This is a genomic window from Amorphoplanes digitatis, from assembly GCF_014205335.1.
In the GTDB taxonomy this organism is placed as follows: domain Bacteria; phylum Actinomycetota; class Actinomycetes; order Mycobacteriales; family Micromonosporaceae; genus Actinoplanes; species Actinoplanes digitatus.
In genome coordinates, this window is record NZ_JACHNH010000001.1 from 2,203,897 (window position 1) to 2,224,464 (window position 20,568).

Consider the following 20,568-nt stretch of genomic DNA (forward strand, 5'->3'; position numbering starts at 1 on the left):
ATGACGGGCGCCGTGGACAGGGAACAGAAGCTCAGGGAGTACCTCAAGCGCGCGACCGCGGATCTGCAGCGGTCCCGCCTGCGGGTGAGCGAGCTGGAGGCCACGGCCGGCGAGCCGATCGCCATCGTCGGCATGGCGTGCCGCTATCCCGGCGGCGTGGACAGCCCCGAGGCGCTCTGGCGGATGGTGCTGGCGGGCGAGGACGGCCTCTCGGGCTTCCCCGCGGACCGTGGCTGGGACCTGGGCGGCGAACTCGCCGAGGCCTCCGTGGCCGGCGGCTTCCTGCACGACGCCCCGGACTTCGACGCCGACTTCTTCGGCATCTCGCCGCGCGAGGCGCTCTCCATGGACCCGCAGCAGCGGGTGCTGCTGGAGACGTCCTGGGAGGCGTTCGAGCGGGCCGGGATCCCACCCGCGTCGATCCGCGGCAGCCGTACCGGCGTCTTCGTCGGCGGCATGCCGCAGGACTACCGGGTCGGGCCCGAGGACGACGTGCGCGGCTTCGTGCTGACCGGGAACGCGACCAGTGTCCTCTCCGGACGGCTGGCGTACTTCTTCGGCTCGATCGGGCCGACCGTCACCGTCGACACCGCCTGCTCCTCCTCGCTGGTCGCCCTGCACCTGGCCGCGCAGTCGCTGCGGCAGGGCGAGTGCGGCACCGCGATAGCGGCCGGCGTCACCGTCATGTCCAGCCCCACCACCTTCGTCGAGATGGCCCGCCAGGGCGGCCTCGCCGTGGACGGGCGCTGCCGCTCGTTCGACGACTCGGCCGACGGCACCGGCTGGTCCGAGGGCGCCGGCGTGCTGGTCCTCGAGCGGCTCTCCGAGGCCCGGCGCAAGGGCCGCACGATCCTGGCCGTGCTGCGCGGCTCGGCGGTCAACTCCGACGGCGCCTCCAACGGCCTGACCGCGCCGAACGGCCCGTCTCAGCGGCGGGTCATCGAGTCCGCCCTGCTGAACGCGCGCCTCTCCGCCGCCGACGTCGACGCGGTCGAGGCGCACGGCACCGGCACCACGCTCGGCGACCCGGTCGAGGCGCAGGCCCTGCTTGCCACGTACGGCCGGGGCCGGGACCCGCGGCGGCCGCTGCTGCTGGGCTCGGTCAAGTCGAACATCAGCCACACCCAGGCCGCGGCCGGCGTCGCCGGGATCATCAAGATGGTCATGGCCCTGCGCCACGACGTGCTGCCCCGGACCCTGCACGTCGACGCGCCGACCTCCCACGTGGACTGGAGCGCCGGCACCGTCCGGCTGCTCACCGAGCAGCGGTCCTGGCCGCGCGGCGACGAGCCGCGCCGCTTCGGCGTGTCGTCGTTCGGGCTCAGCGGCACCAACGCGCACGCCATCATCGAGGAGGCGCCCGCCGCGGCGGAGCCCGAGCCGGCCACCGTCACGCCGGACGAGCTGCCCTGGCTGGTCTCCGGGCGCAGTCCCGCCGCGCTGCGCGCGCAGGCCGCCCGGCTGCTCGACTTCCTGCGCGGCGACGGAGACCCGGTGGCGATCGCCCGGGCGCTGGCCACGACCCGCTCCGCCCTGGAACACCGGGCCGCCATCACCGCCGCCGACCCGGCCCCCGCGCTCGCCGCGCTCGCCGCCGACCAGCCCGCCGCCGGCCTGGTCACCGGCGCCACCCACGGGCGCGGCAGGCTCGCCGTGCTGTTCACCGGGCAGGGCGCGCAGCGCCTGGGTATGGGCCGGGAGCTGTACCGGCGGTTCCCGGTGTTCGCCGAGGCGTTCGACGAGGTGTGTGCGCACTTCGACGGGCTGCGCGAGGTGGTCTGGGGCGACGACGCGGGCGCCCTCGAGCAGACCGGCAACGCGCAGCCCGCGCTGTTCGCACTCGAGGTGGCCCTCTACCGGCTCGCCGCCGACCAGGGCATCGCCCCCGACTACCTCATCGGACACTCGATCGGTGAGGTCGCCGCGGCCCACGTTGCCGGGGTGTTCTCGCTGGCCGACGCGGCGACGCTGGTCGCCGCCCGGGGCCGGCTGATGCAGGCCCTGCCCGGCGGTGGCGCGATGGTCGCGGTCGAGGCAGCCGAGGTCGAGGTCGTTCCGCGGCTTTCCGGCGGGGTCTCGATCGCGGCGGTGAACGGGCCGTCGTCGGTGGTGCTGTCCGGCGACGAGGACGCCGTCGCGGCGGTGGTGGCCGGGCTGGGCGAGCGCCGCAGCAGGCGGCTCGCGGTCAGCCACGCGTTCCACTCCGCACACATGGACGGCATGCTCGAAGAGTTCCGCGCCGTCGTCGCCGGGCTCTCCGCGCAGGCGCCGTCGCTGCCGATCGTCTCCACCGTGACCGGCGCGCTCGCCACCGTCGATCAGCTCACCTCCGCCGACTACTGGGCCGGGCAGGTCCGGGCCACCGTCCGGTACGCCGACGGCGTCACCTGGCTGCGCGAACACGGCGTCACCGCGTACCTGGAGCTCGGCCCGGACGGCACACTCGCCGCGATGACCCGGGGGATCGTCGAGGAGGCCACCGTCGCGGCCGCGCTGCGCGCCGGGCGCCCGGATACCGCCACCCTCACCGCCGCGCTGGCCGAGCTGCACGTCAACGGCGTGCCGGTGCGCTGGGACGGCTGGTTCACCGGCACCGGCACCGCGCCCGCCGACCTGCCGACGTACGCGTTCCAGCGCCGCCGCTACTGGCCCAGGGGTGTCCGCGGCGCCGCGGCCGGACTGGGCGCCGCGCACCACCCGCTGCTCGACTCCGCCGTGTCCCTGGCCAACTCCGACGGCCTGCTGCTCACCGGCAGGCTCGCCGTGCGGTCGCACCCGTGGCTCGCCGACCATGCTGTGGCAGGGACCGTGCTGCTGCCCGGCACCGCCTTCCTCGAGCTGGCCGTGCGGGCCGGCGACGAGGTCGGCTGCGACCGGGTCGAGGACCTCACCCTCGCCGCGCCGCTGGCGCTGCCCGCGACCGGCGGCGTCGACGTGCAGTTGTGGGTGGGTAGCCCGGACGAGACCGGCCGCCGCACCCTCGACGTCTACGCCCGGCCGGAGGGCGCCGAGGACGAGCCGTGGACGCCGCACGCGGCCGGCACGCTCACCGCGGGCGCCTTACGTACCGAGACGGACGCGGTCGCGCCGGAGGGCGCCGAGGCGATCGACCTGACCGGCCGCTACGAGGTGTTGGCCGACGCCGGATTCGCCTACGGGCCGGCATTCCGCGGCCTGCGGGCCGCATGGCGGCACGGCGACGACGTGTACGCCGAGGTGGCGCTGCCGGAGTCCGTCGCGGCGGACGCGTTCGGCATCCATCCCGCGCTGCTCGACGCCGTACTGCACGCCGCCTCGCTGATGGACCTGGCCGGCGTGCCCTTCGCCTGGCAGGACGTCACCCTGCACGCCTCCGGCGCCACCGCGGTCCGGGTGCGGCTCTCCCCGGCCGGCGACGGCGCCGTCACCATCGCCGTCGCCGACCCGGCCGGCAGGCCGGTCATGTCGATCGGCTCGCTGGCCCTGCGCGAGCCGGCGGGCGCCGCCTCCGGCCGCGATGTGCTCTACCGCCTCGACTGGGTTCCCCTGCGCGGCACCTCGGTCGTGCCGCCGGCGGTCGCGCTGTCCGGACCGGACGCCTTCGGCCTCGCGCCCGGCCTGCCGGTCGACGACACCGCCGCGATCGTGCTCACCCAGGTCGTCACCGGAGACGAGCCGGTCGCCGCCGCGCACGCCGCCGCCGCGGCCGCCCTGACGCGGATCCAGGCGTGGCTCGCCGACACCTCGAACACCAGGCGGCTGGTCTTCGTCACCCGCGGCGCGGACACCGATCCGGCCGCCGCCGCGGTGCGCGGCCTGGTCCGCTCCGCGCAGGCCGAGCACCCCGGCCGCTTCGGCCTGGTCGACCTGGACCCGGCCGGCGGCGCCGACGGGCTGCTCGCCGCGCTCGGCTCCGACGAGCCGCAGCTGAGCCTGCGCGGCGGCGACATCCGCTGCGGCCGGCTGGCCCGGGCCGCCGCCGCACCAGGCGGGCCGGCCTGGGACCCGGAGGGCACCGTCCTGATCACCGGCGGCACCGGCGGCCTCGGCGCCGTCGTCGCCCGCCACCTCGTCGCCCGCGGCATGCGCAATCTGCTGCTGGTCAGCCGCCGCGGCCCGGACGCGGACGGCGCGGCCGAACTGGTCGCCGAGCTGACCGCCGCGGGCGCCCGCGCGGACGTGGCCGCCTGCGACGTCGCGGACGCCGCCGCCGTCGAGGCCCTGATCGGCGGCATCGCCGACCTGACCGCCGTGGTGCACTCGGCCGGCGTGCTGGACGACGGCGTCATCGAGTCGCTCACCCCGCAGCGCCTGGACGTGGTGCTGCGGCCCAAGGCGGACGCCGTCTGGAATCTGCACCGCGCGGCCGCCGACGTCGCCGGTTTCGTGGTCTTCTCCTCGTTCTCCGGCACCGTCGGCGCGGCCGGACAGGCGAACTACGCCGCCGCGAACGCCTTCGTAGACGCGGTCGCCGAGCTGCGCCGTACCGAAGGAAAGGCCGGGCTGTCCCTGGGCTGGGGACCGTGGGCGTCCACGTCCGGCATGACCGGCGAGCTGTCCGACGCCGACCTCGACCGGCTCGCCCGCGCGGGCACCCCGGCGCTCACCGTCGAGCAGGGACTCGACCTGCTCGACGCCGCGCTGGCCGCCGACGCGGCGACGCTGCTCCCGGTCCGGCTCGACCTGCCGGTGCTGCGCGCCCGCGGCGAGGTGCCGGCGTTCCTGCGCGGCCTGATCCGCTCGCCGCGCCGCTCCGCGGTCTCCGGCACCGAGGCCGCCGCCGGCCTGGTGCACCAGCTGTCCCGCCTCGGCGACGACGAGCGCCGCGAAACCCTGGGCGGGCTGGTCCGCGCCCAGGTCGCCGCCGTGCTCGGCCACGCCGACCCGAAGGACGTCGACCCGGCGCGCCCGTTCACCGACCTGGGCTTCGACTCGCTCACCGCGGTCGAACTGCGCAACCGGCTGTCCACGGTGACCGGCCTGCGCCTGAGCGCCACCATGGTCTTCGACCATCCGACCGTGGCCGTGCTCGCCGCGCACCTGCTCGAGGCCCTGATGGGCTCGGCGCGGGCGGCCACGCCGACCGCGCCGCTCGCCTCCACCTCCGACGACCCGATCGTGATCGTCGGCATGAGCTGCCGCTATCCGGGCGGCGTCCGCTCGCCCGAGGACCTGTGGCGGCTCGTCGAGGAGGAGACCGACGCCATCTCCGGCTTCCCGGTCAACCGCGGCTGGGACCTCGAGCACCTCTACGACCCGGACCCCGACCACCTCGGCACCACGTACGCCCGGTACGGCGGCTTCCTGCACGACGCGGGCGAGTTCGACCCGGCGTTCTTCGGCATGAGCCCGCGCGAGGCGCTGGCCACCGACGCGCAGCAGCGGCTGCTCCTGCAGGCCTCCTGGGAGGCGCTCGAGCGGGCCGGGATCGACCCGGTGACGCTGCGCGGCAGCCGTACCGGCGTGTTCGCCGGCATCATGTACAACGACTACTCGGCCTTCCTGACCGGGCGGGAGTTCGAGGGCTTCCAGGGCAGCGGCACCTCGGCCAGCATCGCCTCCGGCCGCGTGGCGTACGCCCTGGGCCTTACGGGCCCGGCCGTCTCGGTCGACACCGCCTGCTCCTCGTCGTTGGTCGCACTGCACTGGGCCATGCACGCCCTCCAGGCCGGCGAATGCACCCTCGCACTGGCCGGCGGCGTCACCGTCATGTCGACGCCCACCTCGCTGATCGAGTTCTCCCGCCAGCGTGGCCTGTCCCCGGACGGGCGCTGCAAGGCGTTCTCCGACGCGGCGGACGGGGTCGGCTGGTCCGAGGGCGTCGGCGTGGTCGTGCTCGAGCGGCTCTCCGAGGCCCGGCGCAACGGGCACACCGTGCTCGCCGTGGTGCGCGGCTCGGCGGTGAACAGCGATGGCGCCTCGAACGGGCTGACCGCACCGAACGGCCCCTCCCAGCAGCGGGTCATCCGTGCGGCGCTGTCCAGCGCCGGCCTCGGCACCTGCGACGTCGACGTGGTCGAGGCGCACGGCACCGGTACCCGGCTCGGCGACCCGATCGAGGCGCAGGCGCTGCTCGCCACGTACGGGCAGGATCGCGCCGAGGAACGTCCGCTGCTGCTCGGCTCGGTGAAGTCGAACATCGGCCACACCCAGGCCGCCGCCGGCGTCGCCGGGATCATCAAGATGGTCATGGCGATGCGCCACGGCAGCGTGCCGCGCAGCCTGCACGCCGACCGCCCGTCGTCGCAGGTGGACTGGTCGGCCGGCGCGGTGCAACCGGCCGCCGGCCGCAGCGCGTGGCCGGCGACCGGCCGGCCCCGGCGCGCCGCGGTGTCGTCCTTCGGCATCTCCGGAACCAACGCACACCTGATCCTCGAGCAGGCCCCGGCGGCCCCGGCCGCCGAGCACCGGGAGGACGCCGGACCGGTCGCCTGGCCGCTGTCCGGCCGCACCCGCGCCGCCCTGCGCGACCAGGCCGCCCGGCTGCGCGCCTTCCTCGCCGATCAGCACACCGCCGACGTCGGCCTGTCGCTGTCCACCACCCGGTCCGCGTTCGAGCAGCGGGCCGTGCTCGTCGGCGGCCGCGACGAGCTGCTGCGCGGGCTGGCCGCGCTCGCCGCCGACCAGCCCGCCGCCGGCCTGGTCACCGGCGCCACCCACGGGCGCGGCAGGCTCGCCGTGCTGTTCACCGGGCAGGGCGCGCAGCGCCTGGGTATGGGCCGGGAGCTGCACCGGCGGTTCCCGGTGTTCGCCGAGGCGTTCGACGAGGTGTGTGCGCACTTCGACGGGCTGCGCGAGGTGGTCTGGGGCGACGACGCGGAGGCCCTGGACCGGACCGGCTGGACCCAGCCCGCGCTGTTCACCCTCGAGGTGGCGCTGTTCCGGCTGCTGCGCTCGCTCGGCGTACGCCCGGACGTGCTGATCGGACACTCGATCGGTGAGGTCGCCGCGGCCCACGTTGCCGGGGTGTTCTCGCTGGCCGACGCGGCGACGCTGGTCGCCGCCCGGGGCCGGCTGATGCAGGCCCTGTCCGGCGGCGGCGCGATGGTCGCGGTCGAGGCGACCGAGGTCGAGGTCGAGGCGTTGCTGTCCGGCGGCGTCTCGATCGCCGCGGTCAACGGGCCGTCGTCGGTGGTCCTGTCCGGCGACGAGGACGCCGTCGCGGCGGTGGTGGCCGGCCTGGGCGAGCGCCGGACCAAGCGGCTCGCGGTCAGCCACGCGTTCCATTCGCACCGCATGGACCCGATGCTGGGCGACTTCGCGCAGGTCGTCGCCGGGCTCACCCTCAACGCCCCGCGGATCACGCTCGTCTCCGGCGTCACCGGGCGGGTGGAGACCGACCTGTTCGGCGACCCGGCGTACTGGGTGCGGCAGGTCCGCGAGGCGGTCCGCTTCGCCGACGGTCTCGCCGCCGCCGGCGCCGGCGTCCTCGTCGAGGCCGGCCCCGACGGCGTGCTCGCCGCGCTGGCCGAGGGCGTCCTCGAAGCCGAAGCCGTGCCGGGCCTGCGCGGCGACCGCGACGAGGTGCGTGCCGTCACCGCCGCACTCGGCCGGCTGCACGTGCGCGGCGTCGCCGTGGACTGGGCCGCCTACTTCGGCACCTCCGCACGCCGGATCGACCTGCCGACCTATGCCTTCCAGAACGAGCTCTACTGGCCCGACACGGTCGCGCCGGGCGCCGCCGCGGCCGCCGCCGACCCGGCCGACGCCGCGCTCTGGGACGCGGTGGAGAGCGGCGACGGCAACGGCCTGGCCGCCCTGCTCGGCCTGCGCGACGAGCAGCACGCCTCGCTGTACGCGCTGCTGCCCGCCCTGTCCTCGTGGCGCCGGCAGCGCGCCGAGAACGCGGCCCTGGACACCGTCCGTTACCGGGTGCGGTGGAAGCCGGTGCGCGCCGCGGCCGCGCCGGTGCTCGACGGCACCTGGCTGATCGTCACCGCCCGCGACGTCGACGCCACCGCGATCACCGGCGCGCTGCGCGGTCACGGCGCACGCCTCGAAACCCTCGACGTGACCGGGCTCGACCGGGTCGCCGTCGCCGCCGCGCTCGAAGAGCACCGCGACGCCGCCGGGCTGCTGTCCCTGCTCGCCCTGGCCGATCGGCCGGCGGCCGCCGCCGGACTTCCCGAGGGGCTGGCCGGGGTGGTCACCCTGGCACAGGCGCTCGCCGACGTCACCTGGGGCGTGCCGGTCTGGACCCTCACCCGCGGCGCCGTCTCCACCGGGCCCGCCGACCCGCTCGAGAACCCGGCACAGGCTGCCGCCTGGGGCTTCGGCCGGGCCGCCGCCCTCGAGCGGCCGACACCGGCCAGCGGCCTGCTCGACCTGCCCGCGGTCCTCGACGCCCCGGCGGTGCGGCTGCTGGCCGGCGTCCTGGCCGCGCGCGGCGGCGAGGACCAGCTGGCGATCCGGGACACCGGCCTGCACGCCGCCCGCCTGGAGCGCCACCCGATCGCCTCGGCGCCCGCCGCGGACGCGTTCACCGCCTCCGGGACGGTGCTGATCACCGGCGGCACCGGCGCGCTCGGCGCGGCCGTCGCCCGCTGGCTCGCCGCCGCGGGCGCGGAACATCTGGTGCTCACCGGCCGCCGCGGCCCGGACGCGCCCGGCGCGGCCGAACTGGCCGCCGAACTGGAGGCGATGGGGCCGCGCGTCACCGTGCTCGCCTGCGACACCGGGGACCGTGACGCGCTCGCCGCGGTGATCGCCGAGTACCCGCCGACCGGCGTGGTACACGCCGCCGGCATCGGCCAGGCCGGGCCGCTCACCGGGACGCCGCTTGCGGCGGTAGCCGCGACGACCGCCGCCAAGATGGCGGGCGCCGCGCACCTCGACAGCCTTCTCGACGGGCACCAGCTCGACTTCTTCGTGCTGGTGTCGTCGATCGCCGGGGTCTGGGGCAGCGCGGGGCAGAGCGCGTACGGCGCCGCCAACGCTTACCTGGACGCCCTCGCACAGCAGCGCCGCGCCCGCGGTCTCACCGCCACCTCGGTCGCCTGGGGACCGTGGGGGGACGCCGGCATGGCCACCCACCAGGCCATGTCCGACAGCCTGAGCCGGAGCGGCCTGAACTTCCTGCGCCCCGACTCGGCCGTCGCCGAGCTGCGCCGCGCGGTGCAGCAACAGGACGTGACGGTCGTCGTCGCCGACGTGGACTGGACCACGTACCACCCGATCTTCACAGCGGCCCGGTCCAGCCGGATGTTCGACGAACTGCCCGAGGTGCAGGCCCTCTACGCGGCCGAGGAGAAGTCGCCCGGCGCGGTCTCGGCGCTCGGCGAGCGGCTGCGCGGCCTTGGCGACGAGGAGCAGACCCGGCTGCTCGTCGAACTCGTGCGCACCGAGGCGGCCACCGTGCTGGGCCACCCGTCCGCCGAACAGGTGGCCGAGCGCCGCGCCTTCCGCGACGCCGGCCTCGACTCGCTGACCGCGGTCGAACTGCGCAAGCGCCTGGTCGCGCGCACCGGGCTGGCCCTGCCCAGCACGCTGGCCTTCGACTACCCGACACCGGTCGCCGTGGCAGAGCTCCTGCGCGGCGAGCTCCTCGGCACCGACGGCGGCCCGGCCGGCGCCGTGAGCGTCGGCGCGGCCCGCTACAGCGAGCCGATCGCCATCGTCGGCATGGCGTGCCGGTTCCCCGGCGGCGTGCGAACACCCGAGCAGTTCTGGCAGCTGATCGCCGAGGGCGCCGACGCGATCAGCGAGTTCCCCGTCAACCGCGGCTGGGACACCGAGAACCTCTACGATCCGGAGCCCGACCACGCCGGCACCACGTACTCCACCAGGGGTGGCTTCCTGCACGAGGCGGGCCGGTTCGACCCCGGCTTCTTCGGCATCTCCCCGCGCGAGGCGCTGTCGATGGAGCCGCAGCAGCGGCTGCTGCTGGAGACCACCTGGGAGGCGTTCGAGTACGCCGGTATCGACCCGGCCGACGTGCACGGCAGCCGCACCGGCACCTTCATCGGATCCACCTACCAGGAGTACGGCCTCGGCCTGGACACCGACGCCGCCGGGCACGCCGTCACCGGCACCAGCCCGAGCGTGCTCTCCGGCCGGCTCGCCTACCTCTTCGGGCTGGAGGGGCCCGCGGTCACCGTCGACACCGCCTGCTCCTCGTCCATGGTCGCGCTGCACCTGGCCTGCCAGTCGCTGCGCAACGGCGAGACCGACCTGGCACTGGCCGGCGGTGCCACCGTGATGACCAACCCGAACCCGTTCATCGCGTTCAGCCGGCAGCGGGCGCTCGCCGCCGACGGGCGGTGCAAGGCGTTCTCCGACGACGCGGACGGCATGACCCTGGCCGAGGGCGTCGGCGTGGTCGTCGTCGAGCGCCTCTCCGACGCGCAGCGCAACGGCCACCCGATCCTGGCGGTCGTCCGCGGCAGCGCGATCAATCAGGACGGTGCCTCCAACGGCCTGACCGCCCCGAACGGCCCCGCACAGCAGCGGGTCATCCGGCAGGCGCTGAGCAACGCGCGCCTCGGCACCGCGGACATCGACGTGGTCGAGGCGCACGGCACGGGTACCGCGCTGGGCGACCCGATCGAGGTGCAGGCGCTGCAGGCCACGTACGGCCGCGACCGCGACCCGGGGCGGCCGCTGCTGCTCGGCTCGGTGAAGTCGAACATCGGGCACACCCAGTCCGCGGCCGGCGTCGCCGGGATCATCAAGATGGTGCTGGCCCTGCGGCACGGCTCGCTGCCCCGCACCCTGCACGCGGAGCAGCCGTCCACGCACGTCGACTGGACGTCCGGCACGATCAGCCTGCTGCACGAGCCGGCCGGCTGGCACCCGTCGCCCGAGCGGATCCGCCGCGGCGCGGTGTCCTCGTTCGGCATCAGCGGCACCAACGCGCACGCCATCATCGAGCAGGCACCCGATCCGGCCCCGCTGCCGCCGCGGCCGGAACACGACGGGCCGCTGCCGTGGGTGCTGTCCGCCCGTACGCCGGCCGCGCTCGCCGGGCAGGCCGCCAACCTGGCCGGGCTCGCCGGCGCCGACCCGCTCGACGTCGGCTTCTCGCTGCTGACCGACCGGGCGCTGTTCGAGCAGCGCGCCGTCGTCGTCGGCGCGAGCGCGGACGAACTGCTGGCCGGCGCGGCCACGCTGGCCGGCGGGCGGTCCGCCGGCAACGTGGTCACCGGCACCGCCGACGTGGACGGCAAGGTCGTCTTCGTCTTCCCCGGGCAGGGCTCCCAGTGGGCCGGCATGGGCGCGCGGCTGCTCGACGAGTCGCCGGACTTCGCCGAGCGCCTCGGCGAGTGCGCCGCCGCGCTCAGCGAGTTCTGCGACTGGAACCTGGTCGACGTGCTCCGCCAGGCCGACGGCGCGCCCTGCCTGGACCGTGTCGACGTGGTGCAGCCCGCGTCGTTCGCGGTCATGGTGTCGCTCGCCGCGATGTGGCAGGCGCACGGCGTACGCCCCGACGCGGTGGTCGGCCACTCGCAGGGTGAGATCGCCGCGGCGACCGTGGCCGGCGCACTGTCCCTGTCCGACGGCGCCCGCGTCGTCGCCCTGCGCAGCCAGGCCATCGGCGCCACCCTCGCGGGCACCGGCGCGATGATGTCCGTCGCGCTGTCCGCGGAGGACGCCGCGCGCCGCATCGAGGGGACCGGTCTGTCCCTCGCCGCGATCAACGGGCCCGGCGCCGTCGTCGTCTGCGGACCGGTCGGGCCGCTCGACGAGCTGGCCGGACGGCTGACCGCCGAGGACGTCCGGGTACGCCGGATCGCCGTGGACTACGCCTCGCACTCCGACTCGGTCGACCTGCTCCGCGAGCGGATCCTCGAGACGCTCGCCCCGATCCGGCCGCGGACCTCGGCGGTGCCGTTCTACTCCACGCTCACCGGTGCGTGGCAGGACACCGCCGGGCTGGACGCCGACTACTGGTTCCGCAACCTGCGGCACACCGTACGGTTCGCACCGGCCATCGCCGGCCTGGTGGACGAGGACCACCGAGTCTTCGTCGAGTGCAGCCCACACCCGGTGCTCACCATGGGCGTGCAGGCGGTCGCCGAGCAGGCCGGCGTCCCGGCCGCGGTGGTCGGCACGCTGCGCCGCGGCAGAGGCGGGTCCGACCGCTTCCTCACTTCACTGGCCGAGGCGTTCGTCCGCGGCGTCCGGGTGGACCTGCGGCCGGTGTTCGCGGACACCGGCGCGCGGCGGATCCCGCTGCCCACGTACGCCTTCGCCGACGAGTTCCTCTGGGCGATCCGGGCGCCGCGGCAGCCCGACGGCGCCGGACCGGCCGACGACGCGTTCTGGACCGCGGTGGAGGGCGGCGACACCGACGCCCTCGCCGCCGGCCTCGAGCTGGACGCTGCCGCGCTCACCCCGGTGCTGCCCGCCCTGGCCCGGTGGCGCCGGCGCCGCCAGGACAGCTCCACCATCGACCGGTGGCGCTACCGGTCCGGCTGGAAGCCGCTCGCCTCGCTGCCGCCCGGCGAACTCGCCGGCACCTGGCTGCTGGTCGGTGACGACGCCGAGGTGGCCGCCGCGCTCGCCGCGCACGGCGCCACCGTCGTGCACGAGGCCGGCGGGCACGAGCTCGCCGGGGTGGTGTCGGTGCTCGCCGCCGAGGAACGGCTCACCGCGCGCCACCCGGGCCTGACCGAGGGCCTGGCCCGCAGCATCGAGCTGGTACAGGCCGGTCACGACGTGCCGCTCTGGTTCCTCACCCGTGGAGCGGTCATGAGCGGTCGCGCGGACCGGATCACCAACCCGGTACAGGCGCAGATCGCCGGCCTGGCCTGGACCGCCGCGCTGGAACACCCGCAGCGCGTCGGCGGCGTCATCGACCTGCCGGCCGAGCTGGACCGGCGGGCGGGGGAGCGACTCGCCGCGATCCTGACCGGTGCCACCGGCGAGGACCAGGTCGCGATCCGGTCCGCGGGCGTGCTGGCCCGGCGCATCCGGCGAGCCCCCGCCGAGCGGAAGCGGCAGTGGGCGCCGACCGGCACGGTCCTGGTCACGGGCGGCACCGGGACGCTCGCCCCGCACCTGGCGCGGTGGCTCGCGGACCGCGGCGCGGAGCGGATCGTCCTGATCAGCCGTCGCGGCGGCGAGGCGCCCGGCGCGGCCGAGCTCATCGAGTCGCTCGGCGGGGTCGCCGAGGCGGTCGCCTGCGACGTCACGGACCGGGAGGCGCTGTCCGGGCTGATCGACCGGCTGGCCGCCGAGGGCGCCGCGGTGCGCACCGTCGTGCACACCGCCGCCGTCATCGAGCTGGCCGCCATCGAGGCGACGAGCCTGGAGGCGTTCGACCGGGTCATGCACGCCAAGGTGGGCGGGGCCCGGCTGCTCGACGAGCTGCTCGGCGACGACCTGGACGACTTCGTGCTCTTCTCGTCCACCGCCGGCATGTGGGGCAGCGGGCAGCACGCCGCGTACGTCGCCGCTAACGCCTACCTGAACGCGCTCGCCGAGCAGCGCCGCGCCCGGGGTGCCCGGGCCACCTCGATCTCCTGGGGCATCTGGTCCGACGACGTGTTGCTGGGCCGGGTCGACCCGTCGATGATCCGGCGCAGCGGCCTGGTCTTCATGGACCCGGCGCTCGCCCTGGCCGGCCTGGCGCAGGCCATGGAGTCCGACGACACCGTCGTCACCGTCGCCGACGTGGACTGGAAGCTCTACCACCCGGTCTTCACCTCGTCGCGGCCCACCACCCTCTTCGAGGAGGTGCCGGAGGTCGCCGCGCTGGAGCGTGAGGCGCCGGCATCCGACGGCGGCTTCGCCGCCCGGATCCGCGCGCTGCCCGCGGCCGAGCGGGACCGCGTGCTGCTCGACCTGGTACGCGGCGAGGCCGCCGCCGCGCTCGGCCACGCCTCCTCCGAGTCGCTGTCCGAGCACAAGGCGTTCCGCGATGTCGGCTTCGAGTCGCTGACCGCCGTGGACCTGCGCAACCGCCTGGTCGCGAGGACCGGCCTGTCGCTGCCCAGCACGCTGGTCTTCGACTACCCGAACCCGCGCGGCCTGGTCGACTTCCTCCGCGGCGAGCTCGTCGGTACGGCCGCAGCGACGGCCACGGCGACCGCCGCGGCCGGCACCGACGAGCCGATCGCCATCGTCGGCATGGGCTGCCGCTACCCCGGTGGCGTCGCGTCGCCACAGGACCTCTGGGACCTGATGCTCAGCGGCGGCGACGCGATCAGCGAATTCCCGGACGACCGCGGCTGGGACACCGACGGCCTGTACGACCCGGACCCGGACCGCTCTGGCAAGACCTACTCGATCCGCGGCGGCTTCCTGCGCGACGTGGCCGATTTCGACGCCGGATTCTTCGGCATCTCGCCGCGCGAGGCGCTGGCCATGGACCCGCAGCAGCGGCTGCTGCTCGAGACGAGCTGGGAGACGCTGGAACGCGCCGGGATCCGGCCGTCCACCCTGCGCGGCAGCCGGACCGGCACCTTCATCGGCGCCAGCTACCAGGACTACAGCGCCGGCACCGCGGTGCAGGACGGCGCCGAGGGCCACCTGGTCACCGGCACCATCTCCAGCGTGCTGTCCGGCCGGCTGGCCTACCACTACGGCCTCGAAGGACCGGCGGTCACGCTCGACACCGCCTGCTCCTCGTCGCTGGTCGCGCTGCACCTGGCCTGCCAATCGCTGCGCAACGGCGAGAGCGACCTGGCCCTGGCCGGCGGCGTCAGCGTGATGGCAACGCCCAGCGCGTTCGTCGGCTTCAGCCGCCAGCGCGCGATGGCGGTGGACGGGCGCTGCAAGGCGTACTCGGAGGCGGCCGACGGCATGAGCCTCGCCGAGGGCGTCGGCCTGGTGCTCGTCGAACGGCTCTCCGACGCCCAGCGCAACGGGCACGCCGTCCTTGCTGTCATCCGCGGGTCGGCGGTCAACTCCGACGGCGCGTCCAACGGCCTGACCGCACCCAACGGCCCCTCGCAGCAGCGCGTCATCCGGGCGGCCCTGGCCGGCTCGGGCGTCGACGCCGACGAGGTCGACGTGGTGGACGGGCACGGCACCGGCACCAGGCTGGGCGACCCGATCGAGGCGCAGGCGCTGCTCGCCACGTACGGCGCGAAGCGCACCCGCCCGCTGCTGCTCGGCTCGGTCAAGTCGAACATCGGCCACACCCAGATGGCCTCCGGCGTCGCCAGCGTCATCAAGATGGTGCTCGCGCTGCAGCACGGCACCGTGCCGGCGACCCTGCACGTCGACCGGCCCTCGTCGCACGTCGACTGGGTGCCCGGCGCGATCGAGCTGGCCACCGAGACCACCGCGTGGCCCGAGGTGGGCCGCCCGCGCCGGGCCGGTGTCTCGTCGTTCGGTCTCAGCGGCACCAACGTGCACCTCGTGCTGGAGCAGGCCCCGGCCGTCACCCCGGTCCCGCCGGGGGCTCAGGGCGGGCCGATCGTGCTCTCCGGCGGCACGCAGACCGCGCTCCGTGCGCAGGCCGCCCGGCTGCGGTCGGTGCTGGACGAGCGCCCGGAGCTGCCGCTGGCCGACCTGGCCGCCGCGCTCGCCACCTCCCGGGCCGCCCTGCGGCACCGCGCCGCGGTGCTCGGCGACGACCGCGACCAGGTGGCGCGCGCCCTGGACGCGCTGCGCGACGGGCTGGCCGACCCGTCCCTGATCACCGACGCGCCGGCGCGCGGCGGCCTGGCCTTCCTGTTCACCGGGCAGGGCAGCCAGCGCGCCCGCATGGGCCACGCGCTGTACCGCCGCTTCCCCGTCTACGCGCAGGCCCTCGACGAGGTGCTCACCCACTTCGACCAGCTGCTCGACCGGCCGCTCGGCGAGCTGCTGACCGCCGAGCCGGGCAGCGCCGACGCGGCCCTGCTCGACGACACCCGCTGGACCCAGCCGGCGCTGTTCGCGCTGGAGACGGCGCTGTTCCGCCTGGTCGAGTCGTGGGGGCTCACCCCGGACCGGGTCGCGGGCCACTCGATCGGCGAGTACGCGGCGGCCGTGGCCGCCGGCGTGCTGTCGGTGCCGGACGCCTGCGCCCTCGTCGCGGCCCGCGGCCGGCTCATGTCGGAGCTTCCCGCCGGCGGCGTGATGATCGCCGTGGAGGCGACCGAGGACGAGGTCACGCCGCTGCTCACCGACGGCGTCTCGATCGCGGCCGTCAACGGCCCGCGCTCGCTGGTGCTCTCCGGCGACGACGGGCCGGTCTCCGCGGTCGCGTCCCGGTTCGCCCGGGCCCGGCGGCTCGCCGTCAGCCACGCGTTCCACTCCGCGCACATGGACCCGATGCTGGCGGCCTTCGCCGAGGTGGCGGAATCGGTCACCTACACCTCGCCGCTGATCCCGCTGGTCTCCACGGTCACCGGCGAGCCGGTGCCGGCCGAGCGCGTTGCCTCTGCCGGCTACTGGGTGGACCAGGTTCGCGCCACCGTCCGGTTCGCCGACGCCGTGGCATGGCTGGCCGCCGACGGCACCGGCACCGCCCTGGAGATCGGCCCGGACGCCACGCTCAGCGGTGCGGCCGGCGACAGCCTGGTCTGCGTGCCGGCGCTGCGCCGCGACACCGGCGAGGTCACCGCCCTCTTCGCCGCCCTGGCCCGGGTGCATGCCCGCGGCGCGGACGTGCACTGGGACGCCGTCTTCCCCGCGGTCACCGCCCGGGTGGACCTGCCGACCTATCCGTTCCAGCGGCAGCGGTTCTGGCCCGAGCCCGCGGACCTGGCGGTCACCGTCGACGCCGAGTTCTGGGCCGCCGTGGAGAACGGCGAGGTGCCCCTGGACGAGCCCACCCGGCAGACGCTGACCTCGTGGCGGCGCCGCCGCGAGGAGGCGACCACCCTCAACGGGCTGCGCTACCGGATCGCCTGGTCGCCGGTCACCGGCGCGGAGCGCCGTGGCGGCCCGTGGCTCGCACTGGTCGCGCCCGGCGACACCGGCGAGGTGGTCACCGCGCTGGGCGCCACCGCCGTGACCGTCGCGAGCCCGGACCGCGCCGCGCTCGCCGCGCGGCTGGCCGGCATCGAGGTCAACGGGGTCGTCTCGCTGCTCGGCGACGTGGTCTCCACGGCGGCGGTCGTACAGGCGCTCGGCGACGCCGGCATCGCCGCGCCGCTCTGGATCGTCACCACCCGGGCCGTCGCGGTCACGGACTCCGACCCGGCGCCGGACCCGGACCAGGCCGCGATCCAGGGCTTCGGCCGCGTCGTCGCGCTCGAACACCCGGATCGCTGGGGCGGCCTCATCGACCTCGACCCGGCGGCGGCCGGCCGGCTCAGCTTCGCCGGCGGCGAGCTGGCGGTCCGGACTCACGCGAGCTACGCCCGGCGGCTCGTGCACGCCCCGGCCGGCGGCGCGGCCGCGCCCGTTCCGCTCGACCTGACCGGCGGCACCACGCTGATCACCGGCGGTACCGGGGGCATCGGCGCACACGTGGCCCGCCGCCTGGCCGCCCGCGGCGCCGAGCACCTGCTGCTGCTCAGCCGCGGCGGCCCGCAGGCGCCGGGCGCCGCCGAGCTGGCCGCCGAGCTGGGTCCGAGGGCGACCATCGTGGCGTGCGACGCGGCCGACCGCGACGCGCTGGCCGCCGTCCTCGACGGCCACACCGTCACCGGCGTCTTCCACACCGCGGGCGTGGTGGACGACGGCGTGGTCGACGCGCTCACCCCGGACCGCTTCGCCGCGGTGTGGCGCGCCAAGGTCGACGCCGCCCGCAACCTGCACGAGCTCGCCACCGAGGCGTCCGCGTTCGTGCTGTTCTCGTCGACCGCCGGCGTGCTCGGCGCGGCCGGGCAGGGCAACTACGCGGCCGCCAACGCCTGGCTGGACGCGTTCGCCGCGTACCGTCGCTCGCTCGGTCTGCCGGCGACCGCGGTGGCCTGGGGTCCGTGGGCCGAGGCCGGCATGGCCGCCGGCGCCGAGGTGGAGGAGCGGGTCAGGCGCGGCGGATTCGCGCCGATGCCGCCCGGGCTGGCCGTCGCGGCGCTCGAGCAGGCGGTCGAGCGCGAGGACGTCGCCGTCACCGTCGCCGACGTGGACTGGCAGCGGTACGCGGCGATCTTCGCCGGCGCGCTGCTGGCCGACCTGCCGGAGGTCCGCCGGGCCGCGACCGCCGCGCCCGCGGGCGGCGCCGACCTGCGCGGCCGGCTGGCGGGCCTCTCCGACCAGGCCCGGGCCCGCTTCGTGCTCGACCTGGTACGCGCCGGCGCGGCCGCGGTGCTCGGTCACCCCGACCGCAGCGGTGTCGGCACCGACCAGGCCTTCTCCGACCTGGGCTTCGACTCGCTGACGATCCTGGAGCTGCGCAACAGCCTGGCCGCCGCGACCGGGCTGACCCTGCCCGCCACGCTGGTCTTCGACTATCCGACCCCGACGGACCTGGCCGACCACCTGCTCGCCCGGCTGTCCGGAACGTTCGCAGACGTCGAAGCGCCCGCGGCCGCCGCCGTGGACGTCACCGACGACGGAATCGTCATCGTCGGCATGGGCTGCCGGTTCCCCGGCGGCGTGGAGACGCCCGAGGACCTGTGGCGGCTGCTCGCCGACGGCGCCGACGCCATCGCGGGTTTCCCCGAAGACCGCGGCTGGGATCTGGACGCTCTCGCCCGCGGCGCGTCCGCCACCGCGGAGGGCGGCTTCCTGGACGGGGTCGGACGGTTCGACGCGCCGTTCTTCGGCATCTCGCCGCGCGAGGCCCTGGCCATGGACCCGCAGCAGCGGCTGCTGCTGGAGACCAGCTGGGAGGCGCTCGAGCGGGCCGGCATCGACCCGACCGGGCTGCGCGGCTCGGCAACCGGTGTCTTCGTCGGCACCAATGGCCAGGACTACCTGACGATGCTGCGCCGGGGCACCGCCGACGTGCGGGGTCACGTGGCCACCGGCAACACCGCCAGCGTGATGTCCGGCCGGGTCTCCTACACGCTCGGGCTGGAGGGGCCGGCCGTCACGGTCGACACCGCCTGCTCCTCGTCGCTGGTCGCCGTGCACCTGGCGGTGCAGGCGCTGCGTGCCGGCGAGTGCACCCTGGCGCTGGCCGGCGGCGCGTCGGTGATGTCCAGCCCGGACGCCTTCATCGAGTTCAGCGCGCAGGGCGGCCTCGCACCCGACGGCCGCTGCAAGGCGTTCGGCGACGGCGCCGACGGCACCGCCTGGTCCGAGGGGGCCGGCGTCATCGTCCTGGAGCGCCGCTCCGACGCGATCCGGCACGGGCACGAGATCCTCGGCGTGGTCCGCGGCACCGCGGTCAACTCCGACGGCGCCTCCAACGGCCTCACCGCCCCGAACGGGCGCGCACAGCAGCGGGTCATCCGCGCCGCGCTGGCCGCCGCCCGCCTGGCACCCGGCGAGGTGGACGCGGTCGAGGCGCACGGCACCGGCACCACGCTCGGCGACCCGATCGAGGCCAACGCGCTGATCGCCGCGTACGGCCGGGACCGGCGGGCGCCGTTGCTGCTCGGCTCGGTCAAGTCCAACCTGGGCCACACCCAGGCCGCCGCCGGCATGGCCGGGATCATCAAGATGGTCATGGCGATGCGGCACGGCACCATGCCGAGGACGCTGCACGCGGACACCGCCTCCCGCCGCGTCGACTGGACCTCCGGTGCGCTCGAACTGGTCAACCAGGCACGCGTCTGGCCCGAGGCCGGCCACCCGCGCCGGGCCGGCGTCTCCGCGTTCGGGGTCAGCGGCACCAACGCGCACCTCATCCTGGAACAGGGCGCCGCGATCGGCGCCGCGTCGCCGGCGACGGTCAGGCCGGCGCGGGTGCCGTGGCTCGTCTCCGGGCGCGGCGACGCCGCGCTGGAGGCGCAGATCGAGCGGATCCGCGCGGCCGCGGCGGACCTGTCCCCGGTGGACGTCGGGTACTCGCTGCTGGACCGGGCCATCTTCGCCCGGCGGGCGGTGCTGATCGGCGACACCGTCGTGCGAGGCACCGCCGCCGACCACGCCGTCGGCATCCTCTTCTCCGGTCAGGGTTCGCAGCGCGCCGGGATGGGCCGCGGCCTGTACGCGCGGTTCCCGGTGTTCGCGGCGGCGTTCGACGCGGTGACCGAACACCTGGGTGACGTCGACTGGGACGACCTGGACCAGACCGGCAACGCCCAGCCGGCCATCTTCGCGGTCGAGGTCGCCCTTTATCGGCTGCTGGAGTCGTGGGGTGTCCGCCCGGAGGTCGTGGGCGGTCATTCGGTGGGTGAGATCGCGGCGGCGCATGTCGCCGGGGTCCTGTCGCTGGAGGACGCGTGCGCGTTGGTCGCGGCGCGCGGGCGGTTGATGCAGGCGTTGCCCGCCGGCGGTGCGATGGTCGCGGTGCAGGCCGCGGAGTCGGACGTCGTGGTGACCGACGGTGTGTCGATCGCGGCCGTGAACGGCCCGGACGCCGTGGTGCTGTCCGGCCTTGAGGAGCCGGTCCTGGCGCTGGCGTCGCGTTTCGAGCGGTCCAGGCGGCTCGCGGTAAGCCACGCGTTCCATTCGGCGCTGATGGATCCGATGCTCGACGAGTTCGGCGAGGTGGTCGCGGGGCTGACGCTGAACCGGCCCGCCATGCCGCTCGTCTCGTGCGTCACCGGGCGGGTCGAGACCGACCTGTTCACCGAACCGGCGTACTGGGTGCGTCACGTCCGCGAGACGGTCCGCTTCGCCGAGGCGGTGCACGCCATGCGAGGGCTCGGC

General features: G+C 75.8%; 1 protein-coding gene (only partly in view). It reads left to right on the plus strand.

Annotation, left to right across the window (positions count from 1 at the left end; genetic code table 11):
* Window positions 1–20,568 carry the 5' portion of a type I polyketide synthase gene (locus BJ971_RS10005; RefSeq protein WP_221478768.1) on the plus strand. The gene runs 6,456 nt beyond the window's last position, so 20,568 of the gene's 27,024 nt are visible here — the first part of the coding sequence; it begins with the start codon at window positions 1–3; its stop codon lies off the right edge, out of view.